This is a genomic window from Pseudomonas sp. 43(2021) (assembly GCF_017490805.1).
In the GTDB taxonomy this organism is placed as follows: Bacteria; Pseudomonadota; Gammaproteobacteria; order Pseudomonadales; family Pseudomonadaceae; genus Aquipseudomonas.
Genome location: NZ_JAFGYJ010000047.1, coordinates 1 through 15,596 on the forward strand (window position 1 = coordinate 1; position 15,596 = coordinate 15,596).

A 15,596-nucleotide genomic window follows, 5' to 3' on the forward strand; every position below is an offset into this window, starting at 1 on the left:
AGGGCTTGGGCTAGAGGGGTTTGGGCCTTGTGGAGGCGAGAAGCGGTGTGCTTTGGTGGGGCGCCGTGCGCGTTTTCAGGGCAGATAAAAAGGTCGCCTGTACCGGCCCTTTCGCGGGTGAACCCGCTCCCACAGGTACTGGCATGACTTGATGTCAATGCGGTCGAGGTGGGAGCGGGTTTACCCGCGAAAGGGCCGGCACTGAGGGAAACACCTACATCGGCAATAACCGATCCTGAATCACCTCTTTCATCACCAGGGTCGAACTCAACCGCTTCACATTGGGAATGCTGGTCAACTGCTCGTCATACAGCTTCTGGAACGCCGGCAAATCCTTGGCCACCACATGCAGCAGGTAATCCGGGTCGCCAAACAGCCGCTGCGCCTCGACGATCTGCGGGATCTCGGCCAGCGCTGCTTCAAAGTCCGCTACCGGCTGGCGGGTGACCTCGCGCAGGGTCACGAAGACCAGCGCGGCAAAGTTCAACCCCAGGGCGCTCGGTGCCAAGCGGGCGTGATAGCCAAGAATCGCGCCGGATTCCTCTAGTGCCTTCAGGCGCCGATGGCAGGGCGACAGGCTGAGCCCCACACGGTCAGCGAGTTCGGTCACCGATAGCCGACCATCTTTTTGCAGCTCGGCAAGGATTTTTCGATCTGTCCTGTCCATTGAAAAGGATCTTCCAGTCATTGAGGGTTGGTGGGGAATATACGAAAGAAAATCCCTCGGCGGAATCCGTAATCTTTCGTCATCGCAAAGCAGTGGAAAAAGGAAGATTCAAGTGGCTCTCAGTGTTCTGACGGCGTTTTGGGCCGTGTCGATGCTGTTCGTGATTACCCCCGGAGCGGACTGGGCCTATGCCATTTCGGCCGGCATGCGCGGGCGCTGGGTAATGCCCGCGGTGGCGGGGATGTTGTCAGGGCATTTCCTCGCGACCCTGGTGGTGGCAGCCGGGGTCGGCAGCCTGCTGGCCGGCCACCCGCTGGCGCTGACCTTGCTGACCCTGGCGGGGTGCAGCTACCTGTTGTGGCTGGGTGGCAACCTGTTGCTGAGCCCGGCATTGCCGGCTGCCGGGCAGGATGGGGCGGGGGAGTCGGGTTCGCGCTGGGCATTCAAGGGTTTTTGCGTCAGCGGCCTGAACCCGAAAGTGTTCCTGCTGTTCCTGGCGCTGTTGCCGCAGTTCACCGACCCGCACTCCAGCTGGCCGGTGCCGTTGCAGATCTTGCTGCTGGGCCTGGTACACCTGTGCAGCTCGCTGGTGATCTACTCGCTGGTCGGCTATGGCGCCAAAGCCGTGCTGAGCACCCGGCCGGGGGCGGCGAAGCTGGTTGGCCGGGTGTCGGGGGTAGCGATGATCACGGTGGCCCTCGGCTTGATAGCCGGCCAAATGGGTTGAATGCATTGGCCTCATCGCCGGCAAGCCAGTACAGACGACAGACCAAGCCTCGGATAAACTCGCACCACTTCAACGCACATCCAGGACGTGCTCCATGCCCGAAACCACGCAACTGCTCACCTTCGCCCTTATCTGCCTCGGCATGGTCCTGACCCCAGGGCCGAACATGATCTACCTGCTCTCCCGTTCGATCTGCCAGGGACGCAAGGCCGGGTTGATTTCGCTGGGTGGCGTGGCCCTGGGTTTCGTCATCTACATGTTCTGCGCCGCGCTGGGCATCACCGCCCTGGTGATGGCTGTGCCCTTTGCCTACGACGTGCTGCGCATCGGTGGCGCGCTGTACCTGTTGTACCTGGCCTGGCAGGCACTGCGACCGGGTGGCCGTTCGCCGTTCCAGGTACGCGACCTGCCGGCCGACAGCCCGCGGCGGCTGTTCACCATGGGCTTTGCCACCAGCCTGCTCAACCCCAAGATCGCCGTCATGTACCTGTCGCTGATGCCGCAGTTCATCGAGCCGGGGCATGGCAGCGTGCTGCTGCAGTCGCTGGTGTTGGGGTCGACGCAGATCGCCATCAGCGTTTCGGTCAATGCACTGATCGCGATCATGGCCGGATCGATCGCCGTGTTCCTGGCTGGTCGCCCTTTGTGGCAGCAAGTTCAGCGCTGGTTGATGGGCACGGTGTTGGCAGGTCTGGCCGTGCGCATGCTGGCCGAAGGGCGGCGCTGACCATCTAGGTCGCAGGCGGCGGTTCCTGGGGCAGGTACAAGGTAAAGGTGGTGCCCTGGCCGACGACACTGCTCACCTGCACATCGCCCCCGGACTGCTTGGCAAACCCGAACACTTGCGACAGCCCGAGCCCGGTGCCTTCACCTGGTGCCTTGGTGGTGAAGAACGGGTCGAAGATGCGCTCGAGCAGTTCGTCGGCAATGCCGACACCGCTGTCGCTCACTGAAATCGCCGCGAACGGGCCCGGCTGTGGTGCCTGGCCGCGCAGGGCAGGCAGCCGCTGGTCGACCTGCAGGCGCAACTGCAAGGTGCCTTCGCCGGCCATTGCATCGCGGCCGTTGAGCATCAGGTTGATTACGGCGGTTTCCAGCTGGTTGAGGTCGGCGCGGATATGGCAAGGCGCCTGTGGCAATTGCAGCTCGACCTGGATCCGCGCACCGGTGGCGGTGTCGAGCATGTCGGCCATGGCCTCCAGCCGTGGCCCTGCCTCGAACACTTGCGGGCTCAGGGCCTGGCGGCGGGCGAAGGCCAGCAACTGGCCGGTCAGCTTGGTACCGCGCTCGACGGTGTCGGACATGGTCTTGAGGTAGCGTTCGCGGCGCTGTGCGTCGAGGTTGGGGCGCTGCAGAAAGTGCAGCGACGAGCGAATGATGGTCAGCAGGTTGTTGAAGTCATGGGCCACGCCGCCGGTCAGCTGGCCGATGGCTTCAAGCTTCTGGGTCTGGCGCAGCACGGCTTCGGTATGCAGCAACTGGGTGGTGCGCTCGTCGACGCGCTGTTCCAGAGTGGCATTCAGCGCCTCCAGTGCCGCCATGGCCGCGCGCACTTCGGCGTGGGCCTGCACCCGCTGGATATGCGCCCAGGAGCGCTCGGTGACTTCGCTGATCAGCGCCTGTTCATAATGGGTCCACTGCCGTGGCACCTTGTCGTGGATGGCCATCAGCGCGGTCAGTCGGCCGCCCTTGATCAGGGGCATGCAAATGGTCGCGGTGATGCCGATGGCCTGGAAGCTGGCGGCTTCCTCAGGGGGCAGCTCGCTCAGGTTGTCATGGATGACCAAGGCCAGGCCACTGCGCAGGCGGCTGAGCGCCAGCTTGCCGAAATCGTGCAGCTGGTATTGGCCTAAAAGATGCGGCGAGCCGGGCGCCACGGCGTCGCCGCAGATGGTGAAGCCGTCTTCGTCGGGCTCCATCACCGCGTAGGCGCAACTCGACAGTTGCAGGTGCTCGACCAGCATGCGCGTGGTAATGGCGAGGATCTGGTCCGGTTCGGTGGCGTCGGCCACGGCACGGCCCAGGTCGTCGAGGAAGTTCAGGCGCTGGTTGGCGAGCACGCTGGCGGTGGTTTCGGTGACCGTGTCGAGCATGCCCAGCACCTTGCCGTCATGGTCGCGGATGGGGCTGTAGCAGAAGGTGAAATAGGCCCGTTCGGGGCCGCCGTTGCGGTCGATGATGAGCGGGAAGTCTTCGATGTACACCGCCTCGCCGGCCAGGGCGCGGTTGGCCATGTGGCCGATGTCGGCCCAGGCTTCCTGCCACACGGCGCGGAAGGGGATGCCCAGGGCCGAGGGCTTTTGCCCGAGAATCTGCGAGAACGCGTCGTTGTGCAGGGTGAGCAGGTCGGGGCCCCAAAGCACGGCTTGTGGGAAGCGCGAGGCCAGGCACAGGGCCAGGCTGGTCTTCAGCGGGTCGGGCCAGTGCTGCAGCGGGCCTAGCGGGGTGGCGGCCCAATCGTGATTGCGGATGCGTTCGGCCATCAGCCCGCCGCCGTCTAGCCATTTTGCCATGTGCTCTGCTGGTCCTTTTGCATAAGGCCTTTAGGGTGCATCCAGAATAGACGTTTGGCGAGCGTTTTGGGTGGCTGTACCGGCCTCTTCGCGGGTAAACCCGCTCCCACAGGGATAGCACATTGCTCAAGCTTTGCGCCGTACATGTGGGAGCGGGCAGGCCCGCGAAGAGGCCGGTACAGGCTAGCGAATGAAGTGCACCTTGCCGGTGTCGTCATTGCCCATGTAGATGCCATACACCCCGGCCTGCCGCTCGAGGATGTAGCGCTCGAGAATTTGCCGGATTGCCGGGTAATAGATTTCGTCCCACGGGATCTCGTCCGGCTCGAAGAACCTGTATGTCAGCGTTTCCGCCCCGTACTGCCCGGTTTCCTCGGTGGCGATGGCGCGGAAGATGATGTACACCTCGCTGATCTTCGGCACGCTGAAGATCGAGTACGGCGAGACGATTTCGGCGCGTACGCCGCTTTCTTCCCAGACCTCGCGCAGGGCCGCCTGCTCGGTGGTCTCGCCGGCCTCCATGAACCCGGCCGGCAAGGTCCAGGTGCCGGGGCGCGGCGGGATGGCGCGCTGGCAAAGCAGGTACTTGCCATCACGCTCGATGATGCAGCCGGCGATGATCTTCGGGTTGACGTAGTGGATATAGCCGCAGCCGTTGCAGTGCAGGCGTTCGTGGGTGTCGCCTGTGGGAACGCCCCGGGCCAGTTCCTTGGTGCAGTGCGGGCAGTAGCGCGGGGCGGTGGGCATGATCAGTGGCCTATGGGTGGCTTATATGCGTGGATCCTTCAGAGCCAGGGGCTCGACCATGTCGCGCACCTTGACGTTGTCATCCTGCTTCTGGCGCAGGTAGTCCAGGGCCACCTTGGCGGCGGCACGGACGTGGTCGACCGAGGCCTGGTGGGCCACCAGCGGGTCGCCGCTCTTGATCGCCTCGACGATCTTTTCCATTTCGCGGTTGCTGGCGCCGCGGCGGTTCTCCTGCGACACCGAGGTGGCGCGCAGGTAGCTGATGCGCGCCTGCAACTGGCGCAGCTGCTGGGCCGCCACCTGGTTGCCGGAGCCTTCCAGCAGCACATCGTAGAAACCTTGTACCGAATCCAGCACCTGTTGCAGCTCGCCTTCTTCGAGGGCTTCGCGGTTAACCTCCAGCGCACGCTCCAGGGCACGGATGTCCTTGGCCTTGGCGTTGAGGGTGAACAGTTGCACGATCAGGCCTTCGAGCACGCAGCGCAGCTCGTAGATGTCGCGGGCGTCTTCCAGGGTGATGATGGCCACGCGCGGGCCCTTGGCGTCGGCGAATTCCACCAGACCTTCGGATTCCAGATGGCGCAGGGCTTCACGTACCGAGGTGCGGCTGACGCCGAGGCGGTCGCAGAGGTCGCGCTCTACCAGGCGGTCGCCTGGCAGCAGGTGGAAGTTCATGATCGCGGCGCGCAGCTTGTCGAGCACGATTTCGCGCAGGGTAACGGGGTTGCGGTTGACCTTGAAGCTGTCGTCGAGTGGCTGGCGTTTCATCAAGTGCGCTCTTAAAGAGGCTGCCCGGCCGCAACCGCAAGAGCACCACGAACCTGGGGTGCTCCTTGCGTGGGTTCGAACAGCCCGGTGTTAACGGGTTGGCTCCGCATCGGCTTCAGCGAACGCTTCGCGGGCCAGGCGGAAGCTGTCCACCGCCGCGGGCACGCCGCAATAAATGCCGACCTGGAGCAGGATCTCGCGAATCTGTTCACGGCTCAGGCCATTACGCAAGGCGCCGCGAATGTGCAGCTTGAGCTCGTGGGGCCGGTTGAGCGCGGAAATCATGGCCAAGTTTATCATGCTGCGCTCTTTGAGCGACAAGCCTTCGCGGCCCCAGACGTGGCCCCAGCAGTATTCGGTGACCAGTTCCTGCAACGGCCTGGTGAAGTCGTCGGCGTTCTGGATCGAGCGGTTGACGTAGTCCTCGCCCAGCACCTGGGTACGGATCTGCAGGCCTTTTTCGTACTTTTCATTGCTCATGTGCAGTACTCCGGAATGAAACAGGGTCATCGGTGTCGGGTTCTTCGCGGGCTTGCCCGCTCCCACAGGTACTGCACAGGTTTCAGCACCTATGCGATCCCTGTGGGAGCGGGCGAGCCCGCGAAGAAGCCAATGAGGTCTATCAGCCCAGCGGGGGCAGGGCGCCCAGCTTGCCCTTGTGGTAGACCATCGGGGTCACCGGCTCGGCCGGCAGCACCAGGTTCTTCACCGCACCGACGATGATCGCGTGGTCACCGCCGTCGTACTCGCGCCACAGTTCGCACTCGATGATCGCCGTGGCCTTGGCCAGCAGCGGGTTGCCCAGCTCGCTCAGGTGCCAGTCGATGCCGTTGGCCTTGTCCTTGCCCTTGCCGGCGAAGGCATAGGCCTCGGCGGTCTGGTCGGCGGACAGCAGGTGAATCGCGAACTGCTTGCTGTCACGCAGGATCGGGTAGGTGTCGGAGGCGTAGTTGGGGCAGAACAGCACCAGCGCCGGGTCGATCGACAGCGCGCTGAACGCGCTGGCGGTGATGCCGACGATGCCACCGTCGGCGTCGAGGGTGGTGACCACCGTGACACCGGACGGGAAGGAGCCCATCACGTCTTTGTAGATGCCTGGTTCGATCATGGGCGCAATCTCCTAGCGCATGACAAAGGGATCGGGCATAGGCGCGGTGGACAGGTTGATCCACACCGTCTTCAGCTCGGTATAGGCCAGCACCGAATCGATGCCGCTTTCACGGCCGTAGCCGCTGTTCTTGAAGCCACCGATCGGCGCCATGGCCGACACGGCGCGGTAGGTGTTGACCCAGATGATCCCCGAACGCACGTCGCGGGCCAGGCGGTGGGCGCGGCCCAGGTCGCGGGTCCAGATGCCGGCGGCCAGGCCGAACTGCGAGTCGTTGGCGATGGCCAGGGCCTCTTCCTCGGTCTTGAAGCGGATTACCGCGGCAACCGGGCCGAACACCTCTTCCTGCATGATGGTCATCGAGTTGCTGTCGCACTCGAACAGGGTCGGCTCGTAGAACCAACCGTCACCCTCGACCTCGGCACGCTTGCCGCCCATGTGCAGCTTGGCGCCTTCGGCCTTGGCCGCGGCCACCAGGCCTTCGACCACGGCCAGCTGTTGCGCGGTGGCCATAGGGCCCATTTCGCTGGCGTCGTCCTGCGGGTTGCCGATACGGATGCGCTTGGCGCGGGCGATCAGGCGCTCGACGAACACGTCGAAGATCTCGTCCTGCACCAACAGGCGCGAGCCGGCCACGCAGCTTTGCCCGGAGGCGGCATAGATGCCGGCCACGGCGCCGTTGATGGCGCTGTCCAGGTCGGCGTCGGCGAAAATGATGTTCGGCGACTTGCCGCCCAGCTCCAGTGACAGCTTGGCGAAGTTCTCGGCGCTGCTGCGTACCACGTGGCGGGCGGTGGCGGCGCCGCCGGTGAAGGCGATCTTGCGCACCAGCGGGTGACGGGTGAGCGCCGCGCCGGTGCTGGGGCCGTAGCCGGTGACCACGTTGACCACACCGGCCGGGAAGCCGGCCTCGAGGGCCAGGCGGGCCAGTTCGAGGATGGTCGCCGAGGCGTGCTCGGACGGCTTGAGCACGATGGTGTTGCCGGCGGCCAGGGCCGGGGCCAGCTTGATTGCGGTGAGGTACAACGGGCTGTTCCACGGGATGATCCCGGCCACCACGCCGATCGGCTCGTGCACGGTGTAGGCGAACAGGTCGGGCTTGTCCAGCGGCAGGGTGCCGCCTTCAAGCTTGTCGGCAAGGCCCGCCGTGTAATGGAAGAACTCCGGCAGGTAGCCGACCTGGCCGCGGGTTTCACGGATCAGCTTGCCGTTGTCACGGCTTTCCAGCTGGGCCAGGTGTTCCTTGTTTTCGGCAATCAGGTCACCCAGGCGACGCAGCAGTTTGCCGCGCGCGGTGGCGGTGATGCTGCGCCATTCCTTGCTGTCGAAGGCACGCTGGGCGGCCTGCACGGCCAGTTCCACATCGGCTTCGTCGGCGTCGGGCAGTTGCGCCCAGGCCTGGGCGGTGGCCGGGTTGAGGCTGTCGAAGGTCTTGCCGCTCTGGGCATCGCGCCATTGGCCGTCGATGCACATCTGGAAACGAACGAGGGTCATGCAACAATCCCCTTGGCGGATTCGGTGAGGGTGCGGGCTTGCGCGAGGAAGTCCAGCAGCATCTTGTTGACTTCACGCGGTGCTTCCACCGGCATCATATGCCGTTGCTCGGCAAGGACCACGCTGTGCGCGCCAGGAATGCTGGCGGCGAGCTGGCGGGTCATGGCCGGGGTGGAGCCCGAGTCGAGCTCGCCGGTGGCGATCAGCGTCGGCACCTGGATGCTGCCCAGGTCGGCGGCGCGGTACATGTCCTGGGTGGCGAACAGCGAATAGGTGGTGTGGTAGCCCTGCGGGTCGTTGCTCGCCAGCACCTGGCGAATGGCGGCGACCTGCGCCGGGTTGGCAGCCTTGTATTCACGGCTGAACCAACGGTCGAGCGCGGCGTCGACGTTGGCGTCGGGGCCCAACTGCGCAGCCTGGGCGGCGCGGGCGATAACGCCGGCACTCTGCTCGGGGGTGCGGTTGAACACGCTGTTGAGCACTACCAGTGCAGCCAGGCGCTGCGGGTAGTTGAGGGCGAACGCCCGGGCGACCAGGCCGCCCATGGAGAAGCCGATCACGGTGGCTTGGGCGATCTGCAGGTGGTCGAGCAGTTCGGCGAGCTGTGCGGCATAGCCTTCCAGGCCGATGTCGGCGGGCGGCAGCGCGCTCTGGCCGTGGCCAAGCATGTCGTAGGCGATGACGCGGTAGTCGTTGGCCAGGCCAACGAACTGACCGCCCCACATTTCCTTGTTCAGGCCCACGCCGTGTATCAGTACCACGGGTTGGCCCTGGCCGACGGACAGGTAGCTGGTGCCGGCGGGGGTGCGTTCAGCGACAGGCTGAATCATGGAGGGCGCTCCTTGAAGGTCGGGCGCGGCGGGTAAGCACGCCACGCCCCGGCCCGTCTTGGTTGTTGTTATTGAGCGTTGGCTTTTTCGGCAGCCAGTTCTTCCAGGTCGATGTAGCGGTTGCCGATGCGCGGGTGCAGGCGGCCGCCGTCGGAGGCGCCCAGGACCACGACGATTTCATCGGCGCGCGGGGCGTCTTCGATCTGCATTTCCAGGGTGATGTAGTGCGAACGCAGGCCTTCGTCGTCCTTCTGCATCATCGGGATCTGGATCGAGGTGCCCGGGCCACCGCGCTTGTTGGTGAAGCTCAGGTAGCTCTTGGCCTGTACCGCTTCGCGGTAGTGGTTGCCGAAGCGCAGGGTGTGGATCACCGCCGAGGCGTGTTCGATTTCGCCGTCGGCGCCGACGACTGCGGCCTTGCCGTAGGCTTCGATCTTGTCGGCGCCGCCGATGGCAGCTGTCAGGCGCTCGACCATCAGGGCACCCAGGTCCGAGCAGTTGGCGCGGATTTCCGGCTTCAGATCCTCAACGAAACCGCGACCGGCCCATGGGTTCTTGATCACCACGGCCAGGCCGACCATGGTCACCGGCTTGTCGGTGGCCTTGCCGCCTTCGATGCGGGTCTCTTCGGAGTAGGTGACGATCTTGCGGATTTCGAAACTCATGGGTGGCTCCTGGTGAGGGTTATCAGCTCTTGTTGTCTGATGGTATACCATAATATTTGTTGTGCAAGAGGTGGCTGGAAATTTCTCTTGCGAGGGGACGAAAGGTGGGCGCGCGTTGGGTATGCCGCGGGTTTTGTGGTGTGTGATAGATCGAGCGCCTCCCGCGCGGCGCATCGCGAGCGAAGCTCGCTCCTACATTTGTTGCAACGTGCCGAACCTGTTACGCCATCGTTGCCTGCTTTGACGCATGGCTTGAGCCTTGCAAACAAGGCTGACAACCATGGCCTCACAGGCATGGTCACGTTGCAACAAATGTAGGAGCGAGCTTCGCTCGCGATGCGCCGCGCGGGCGGCGCTCGATCTCAACGACACCAAAAATCCGAAGGCGTACATCCCAAAAAAAGCCCGCTCACGCAGGCCTCAGAGGCCCACGGGAGCGGGCACGTCCCGCAATCTTTAAGGCAATGGGAATTCAGGCGAACGCCGGCACCACTTCCTTGATGAACAGCTCCAGCGATTTCTTCTTCTCGGCGTGGGGCAGGCTGTTGTCGCACCAGAAGCTGAACTCGTCGACGCCGAGCGCCTGGTAGTACTTGATACGCGCGATGATTTCTTCCGGGGTGCCGATCATGGTGTTCTTGCGGATGTTCTCCAGCTCGAACGCCGGCACTTCGGCGAACTTCGACTCCGGGCTTGGCTCGAGGAAGCCGTTGACCGGGGTGGTCTTGTTGCCGAACCAGGCATCGAAGGTGCGGTAGAAGCGCGAGATGGCCTGGGCGCCGACTTTCCAGCCTTCCGGCTCGGCCGGGCTGTGCACGTGGGTGTGGCGCAGCACCATCAGTTGCGGGCGCGGCACGCCCGGGTTGTTGTCCAGGGCGGCCTGGAACTTGTTCTTCAGGTCCAGCACTTCCTCGTCACCCTTCATCAACGGGGTGACCATGACGTTGCAGCCGTTGGCCACGGCGAAGTTGTGCGAGTCCGGGTCGCGGGCGGCGATCCACATCGGCGGTACGGCGTTGTAAGGTTTCGGCACGCTGGTGGAGGTGGGGAACTTGTACACTTCGCCGTCATGGGCGTAGTCGCCTTCCCACAGCTTGCGCACCACCGGCACCATTTCGCGCAGGGCCTTGCCGCCGTCGGTGGCCGGCATGCCACCTGCCATGCGGTCGAATTCGAACTGGTAAGCGCCACGGGCCAGGCCCACTTCCATGCGGCCCTTGCTGATCACGTCGAGCAGGGCGCATTCGCCGGCCACGCGGATCGGGTTCCAGAACGGCGCGATGATGGTGCCAGCGCCCAGGCGGATCTTGTCGGTGCGCGCAGCCAGGTAGGCCAGCAGCGGCATCGGGCTTGGCGAAATGGTGTATTCCATGGCGTGGTGTTCGCCAATCCACACGGTGCTGAAACCGCCGTTCTCGGCCATCAGGGTCAGTTCGGTCAGGTCTTCGAACAGCTGGCGGTGGCTGACCTGTTCATCCCAACGTTCCATGTGCACGAACAACGAAAATTTCATGGGGCTTTCCTCAACGCTTGAAAGGGGCTGGCGCCTGGCAGGGTTGGCACCAGCGGTCTCGATTCAGAACAGGCTTCAGGCAAAGGCCGGCAGGCTGGCCATCCTGCCGCGGCAGTACACCATCGGCCGTGGCGCCTCCTCAGGGACGATCAGGTTGTGCACCTTGCCGACCATGATGGCGTGGTCGCCACCTTCATATTCGCGCCACAATTCGCATTCGATGACAGCGGTGGCACCGGCCAGGATCGGGTTGCCCAGTTCGCTCAGGGACCACTCGATGCCGCTGGCCTTGTCCTTGCCCTTCCTGGCGAAGGCATAGGCCTCGGCCTGCTGTTCACCGGACAGCAGGTGAATGGCGAAGCGCTTCTGCTTGATCAGCACGGGGTAGGAGTCGGAGGTGTAGTTGGGGCAGAACAACACCAGCGGCGGGTCCATCGACAGGGAGGAGAAGGCGCTGGCGGTCAGGCCGACGACCGAGCCGTCGTCGTCCAGGGTGGTGATGACGGTAACGCCGGACGGGAAGGAGCCCAGGACGTGCTTGTAGACGGTTGCGTCGATCATCTGGTGTACCTCTGAAGGGCTGCGGTGGTCCGCGGTTTTTATCGTTGATGTGTCTGATGGTATACCGTAATACCTATTTTGCAAGCGGAATTTTCAAGCCCAGGGGTTACACGATGAACGGCTCAAAGCCACGTATACCGTGGGCTTCAGCGGCGAGGCGGTTTGTCGCAGGGATTGCGCAAGCGGATCAGTGGGCGTTTTTTCCAGCGGATCAGTGTTGTCAAAAGTTTGGAATACCATAATATGGTCTGCAGCTGAGAGGCCGCCTAGATGCGGTTTCCTTACAAAGATAAAAACGACCTTTCGAGCTGAATCCTATGTCCCAACCGTCGTCGCAACACCAGTTTGTCGAGAATCACACGGTCGATTACGTTCCACCTGCCGAGCGCCACGGGAAGGCGCGCGACCTGTTCACCCTCTGGTTCAGTACCAACATCGCGCCACTGCCCATCGTCACCGGCGCCATGGTGGTCCAGGTGTTCCACCTGAACCTGCTGTGGGGCCTGGTCGCTATCGTGCTGGGCCATCTGGTCGGGGGCGTGGTCATCGCCCTTGCCTCTGCGCAGGGACCGCAGCTGGGGATTCCGCAGATGGTGCAAAGCCGTGGCCAGTTCGGCCGCTACGGCGCCTTGCTGATCGTGTTCTTCACCGCGCTGATCTATGTCGGCTTCTTCATTTCCAACATCGTCCTGGCAGGCAAGACCATCCATGGCATCACCCCGAGCGTGCCGATGCCGGGCGCGATCGTGATCGGTGCCCTGAGTGCCACCGCCATTGGCGTGATCGGCTACCGCTTCATCCACATCCTCAATCGCATCGGTACCTGGGTGATGGGGTCGGCGCTGCTGGCCGGCTTCATCATGATGTTCGCCCAGGAGCTGCCAGCCGACTTCTTCAGCCGTGGCGCGTTCAACCTGTCGGGCTTCATCGCCACCGTGTCGCTGGGTACCATCTGGCAGATCAGCTTCTCGCCGTACACCTCCGACTACTCGCGCTACCTGCCGCGTGAAGTGGGCATTGCCAAGCCGTTCTGGGCCACCTACTTCGGCGCGACCGTGGGCACCATCCTGTGCTTCAGCTTTGGTGCGGTGGCGGTGCTGTGCGTACCGGAAGGCACCGATGCGATGGATGCGGTCAAGCAGGCCACCGGCTGGCTGGGCCCGATCCTGATGGTGCTGTTCCTGCTCAACATCATCAGCCACAACGCCCTCAACCTGTATGGCGCGGTGCTGTCGATCGTCACCGCGATCCAGACCTTCGTCGCCGGGTGGACGCCGAGCATCAAGGTGCGGGTGGTGCTGGCTTCGGTGATTCTGGTGGGCTGCGGCATGGTGGCGCTGAATGCCTCGGCGGACTTCATCGGCCAGTTCATCGGCCTGATCCTGGCGCTGCTGCTGGTGCTGGTGCCGTGGGCGTCGATCAATCTGATCGATTTCTACCTGATCAAGAAAGGCCAGTACGACATCGCCTCGATCTTCAGTGCCGACGGCGGCATCTATGGCCGCTTCAACCACCACGCGATCATTGCCTATGCCTGCGGCATCCTGGTGCAGTTGCCGTTTGCCAATACGGCGCTGTATGTGGGGCCGTATGCCAATATCGTCGAAGGGGCCGACCTGTCGTGGCTGTTCGGCTTGCTGGTGACGGTGCCGCTGTATTACTGCCTGGCGACCCGGGGCACGGCTGCCGGGAAGGCGGGGCGGGTTGTGAGTGTCAGTGACTGATAGAAAACTGCTGCACTCATTGGGGCCGCTTTGCGGCCCTTCGCGGGCGCGCCCGCTCCCACAGGTAGCGCCTTGCCCTTGCAGGCGTCACGCATGCCGTGGGGGCGGGCGTGCCCGCGAAGGGCCACAACGTGGCCCGGCAGTTCAGAGACCATTGCGTCAAGCGATGGCAATCGACGGGTCGGCAGCGGCCAGGGCCAGGGCGCGATCAGCTGCTGGCGGGTAGATCCACACAGAGTTGATCTGGCGCTTGAGGTCTTTGCCTTCCTGGCCATGCAGTTTCAGTTCGCGCTCCCAACCCTCGCTATACGCCGCGCCCCATTCGCCCAGATCCAGGCAGGTGACGTACTTGGGCTGGCGGTATACCAGCGGCTGCAGGCCGAGCAGGTCGGCCGCGGCGTTGTTGCCGCTGTGGCGGCCCATCGGGATGGCGTGCTGGCAGGTCATCAGGGCGTGGTTGCCCAGCTCGTCCACCGCGGCCCAGGCGGTGTCGCCGGTGGCGTACACATGGTCCTGGCCCAGCACTTTCAGGTGGCCGTCCACTTTCAACCGGCCGAAGTTGTCGCGTTCGCCGGAAACCTGTGCAGTCAGCGGGCTCGCCTTGACGCCAACGGTCCAGATCACGGTGTTGCTGGCGATATGGTCGCCGTTGTCCAGGGTAACGCCACCGGCATCGACGGCCACTACCGAGGCGCCGATCTGCCACTCGACCCCGGCCTGTTCGCTGGCGGCGACGATCGATGGCGTGATACCTGCGCCCAGCGCCGCGCCAACCTGCGCACCGCGATCGACCACCACTACCCGCAGCGCCGCACTGGCACCAAGGATGGCCCGCAGACGGGCAGGCATTTCCGTAGCGGTTTCAATGCCCGTGAAGCCACCACCGCAGACCACCACGGTGTTGCGTGCAGGCGAAGCGGGCAGGGCGGCCAGGCCGACCAGGTGGCGCTCCAGGCGCATGGCCGACTCCATCTGGTCGACATCGAATGCATGTTCGGCCAGGCCAGGCACTGCCGGGCGTGCGACCTGGCTGCCGGCAGCGAGGATCAGGCGGTCGTAGGCGATCCGTTGCCGGAGCCCCTGGGCGTCGGTGTAGCTGACACTGCGCCCTTCGGTATCGATGTTGTCGGCGCTGCCCGGGATGAAGTGAATGCCCACGGCTTCGAACAGCTCGCCCAGCGGGGCCTTCATGCCGTGCACGTCGGCCTCGTAGAAGCGCGGGCGGATGCGCAGTTCTGGCTGTGGAGCGAGGACGCTGATGCTGACGTCGGCGCGCTGGGCCTGGTCGAGCAGGCGTGCGGCGCTGAGGGCGCTCCAGACACCGGCAAAGCCGGCACCGATGATGAGAATGTTCGATTTCATGAGGGTGCTCCGCAAGGTTCGAAGGGGGCTTCGAGGGCGAGTTGTGTGCCGCTCGAATAACTACGACTCTATTAGTCGTAGTTTGTGGGTGCAAGTCTTTTTTACACGAGGGTGACACTGCGCACCGCTGCTTCCTGGCCGGAATAGCCGTATTTGTTGGGTTGAATGGATTGAACAGGCCGACCGGCGGCAGCCGCGCGCTTTGCGGCCCAGGTACTACGGGCGTATCATTTGCGACAAGATTGGTCGGAGATAGATATGTCGCTCTACAGTGCTGGCGTCGAATACGGTATCCATTGCCTGCTGTTCCTGGTGGACGAGCGGGGCGACTCGCGCGAGTCCAGCGTGCGCGACCTGGCGGAGTTGCAGGGAGTGCCCCAGGAGTACCTGGCCAAGGTCTTCACCAAGCTGGCCCGTGCCGGGCTGGTGGCTGCCACCGAGGGCGTGCGCGGTGGCTTCCGGCTGGCGCGGCCGTCGGATGAAATCAGCGTGCTGGATATCGTCAATGCCATCGACGGGCCGAAGAAGATCTTCGACTGCCGCGAAGTTCGCGAACGCTGCAGCCTGTTCGAGGGTTCGCCACCGGGTTGGGCGACCGAGGGCACCTGCGCGATCCATGCGGTGATGCTGGGTGCGCAGAAGCGCATGGAAGAGGCCCTGGCGCAGCAGACCATCCTTGATCTGGCGCGGCGGTTCGGGCGCAAGGCGCCGGCCGAGTTCGGGCAGAAGGTCAATGCCTGGATGGGTGAGCGGCGGGAGGGTAAGGGGGCAGGGGATATTCCGGTCAGTCAGGTGTGAATCTGTTGCCTGCACCGGCCTCTTCGCGGGTAAACCCGCTCACACAGGGGCATCCCAATCTCTGAGACTTGTGGGGTAACTGTGGGAGCGGGTTTACCCGCGAAGAGGCCAGTCCAGGC

General features: G+C 64.0%; 16 protein-coding genes. 4 read left to right on the forward strand and 12 right to left on the reverse strand.

From position 1 onward, the window contains the following. Positions 1-214: 214 nt before the first annotated feature. Positions 215-667, reverse strand: a complete 453-nt coding sequence (locus J5M71_RS25195) for an Lrp/AsnC family transcriptional regulator (protein WP_015270735.1) — start codon at positions 665-667, stop codon at positions 215-217. A gap of 112 nt (positions 668-779) precedes the next feature. On the opposite strand from J5M71_RS25195, the gene J5M71_RS25200 reads away from it, so the two are divergent. Then, positions 780-1,394 carry a LysE family translocator gene (locus tag J5M71_RS25200; protein ID WP_207838120.1) on the forward strand — a complete coding sequence of 205 codons (615 nt, stop codon included), beginning with the start codon at positions 780-782 and terminating at the stop codon, positions 1,392-1,394. Between the two features lie 94 nt (positions 1,395-1,488). Continuing rightward, on the forward strand, positions 1,489-2,121 hold the full coding sequence (locus J5M71_RS25205; RefSeq protein ID WP_207838123.1) for a LysE family translocator: 633 nt from the start codon (positions 1,489-1,491) through the stop codon (positions 2,119-2,121). Between the two features lie 4 nt (positions 2,122-2,125). Here J5M71_RS25205 and J5M71_RS25210 read toward each other — a convergent pair whose 3' ends face one another. The 10 genes from J5M71_RS25210 to J5M71_RS25255 all read right to left on the reverse strand — a co-directional run bounded on the left by J5M71_RS25210 (position 2,126) and on the right by J5M71_RS25255 (position 11,593). Further along, the gene (locus tag J5M71_RS25210; RefSeq protein ID WP_207838125.1) at positions 2,126-3,907 is read right to left on the reverse strand and encodes an ATP-binding protein; all 1,782 of its coding nucleotides are present in this window, start codon (positions 3,905-3,907) and stop codon (positions 2,126-2,128) included. A gap of 183 nt (positions 3,908-4,090) precedes the next feature. Continuing rightward, positions 4,091-4,654 (reverse strand): NUDIX hydrolase, encoded by a 564-nt coding sequence (locus J5M71_RS25215; protein WP_207838127.1) that lies wholly within the window; start codon positions 4,652-4,654, stop codon positions 4,091-4,093. Positions 4,655-4,675: 21 nt separating this feature from the next. Next, positions 4,676-5,422, reverse strand: a complete 747-nt coding sequence (locus J5M71_RS25220; protein WP_063913667.1) for a GntR family transcriptional regulator — start codon at positions 5,420-5,422, stop codon at positions 4,676-4,678. Positions 5,423-5,512: 90 nt separating this feature from the next. Next, positions 5,513-5,902: a carboxymuconolactone decarboxylase family protein gene (locus tag J5M71_RS25225; RefSeq protein WP_207838129.1), complete on the reverse strand. Its 390-nt coding sequence runs from the start codon at positions 5,900-5,902 to the stop codon at positions 5,513-5,515. Positions 5,903-6,044: 142 nt separating this feature from the next. Continuing rightward, positions 6,045-6,530, reverse strand: coding sequence for a flavin reductase family protein (locus tag J5M71_RS25230; RefSeq protein ID WP_112252637.1), 486 nt, complete (start codon positions 6,528-6,530; stop codon positions 6,045-6,047). A 12-nt stretch (positions 6,531-6,542) separates the two neighbouring features. After that, positions 6,543-8,024 carry an aldehyde dehydrogenase gene (locus J5M71_RS25235; RefSeq protein ID WP_207838132.1) on the reverse strand — a complete coding sequence of 494 codons (1,482 nt, stop codon included), beginning with the start codon at positions 8,022-8,024 and terminating at the stop codon, positions 6,543-6,545. Then, the gene (locus tag J5M71_RS25240; protein WP_207838135.1) at positions 8,021-8,854 is read right to left on the reverse strand and encodes an alpha/beta fold hydrolase; all 834 of its coding nucleotides are present in this window, start codon (positions 8,852-8,854) and stop codon (positions 8,021-8,023) included. The genes J5M71_RS25235 and J5M71_RS25240 overlap by 4 nt, the downstream gene beginning before the upstream one ends. 68 nt (positions 8,855-8,922) lie before the next feature. Further along, complete coding sequence (locus J5M71_RS25245) at positions 8,923-9,519, reverse strand: amino acid synthesis family protein (RefSeq protein WP_003258678.1); 597 nt, start codon at positions 9,517-9,519, stop codon at positions 8,923-8,925. A gap of 472 nt (positions 9,520-9,991) precedes the next feature. Continuing rightward, positions 9,992-11,032 (reverse strand): LLM class flavin-dependent oxidoreductase, encoded by a 1,041-nt coding sequence (locus J5M71_RS25250; RefSeq protein ID WP_207838137.1) that lies wholly within the window; start codon positions 11,030-11,032, stop codon positions 9,992-9,994. Positions 11,033-11,107: 75 nt separating this feature from the next. Then, the gene (locus tag J5M71_RS25255; protein WP_207838140.1) at positions 11,108-11,593 is read right to left on the reverse strand and encodes a flavin reductase family protein; all 486 of its coding nucleotides are present in this window, start codon (positions 11,591-11,593) and stop codon (positions 11,108-11,110) included. Between the two features lie 317 nt (positions 11,594-11,910). Between J5M71_RS25255 and J5M71_RS25260 the strand changes: the two genes are divergently transcribed. Then, a complete protein-coding gene (locus J5M71_RS25260; RefSeq protein WP_207838142.1) occupies positions 11,911-13,317 on the forward strand; it encodes a cytosine permease in 1,407 nt (468 codons plus the stop codon). 159 nt (positions 13,318-13,476) lie between these two features. Here J5M71_RS25260 and J5M71_RS25265 read toward each other — a convergent pair whose 3' ends face one another. Continuing rightward, positions 13,477-14,679, reverse strand: coding sequence for an NAD(P)/FAD-dependent oxidoreductase (locus J5M71_RS25265; RefSeq protein WP_207838145.1), 1,203 nt, complete (start codon positions 14,677-14,679; stop codon positions 13,477-13,479). A 258-nt stretch (positions 14,680-14,937) separates the two neighbouring features. Between J5M71_RS25265 and J5M71_RS25270 the strand changes: the two genes are divergently transcribed. After that, positions 14,938-15,477, forward strand: a complete 540-nt coding sequence (locus tag J5M71_RS25270) for an Rrf2 family transcriptional regulator (RefSeq protein ID WP_207838148.1) — start codon at positions 14,938-14,940, stop codon at positions 15,475-15,477. Positions 15,478-15,596: the final 119 nt, after the last annotated feature.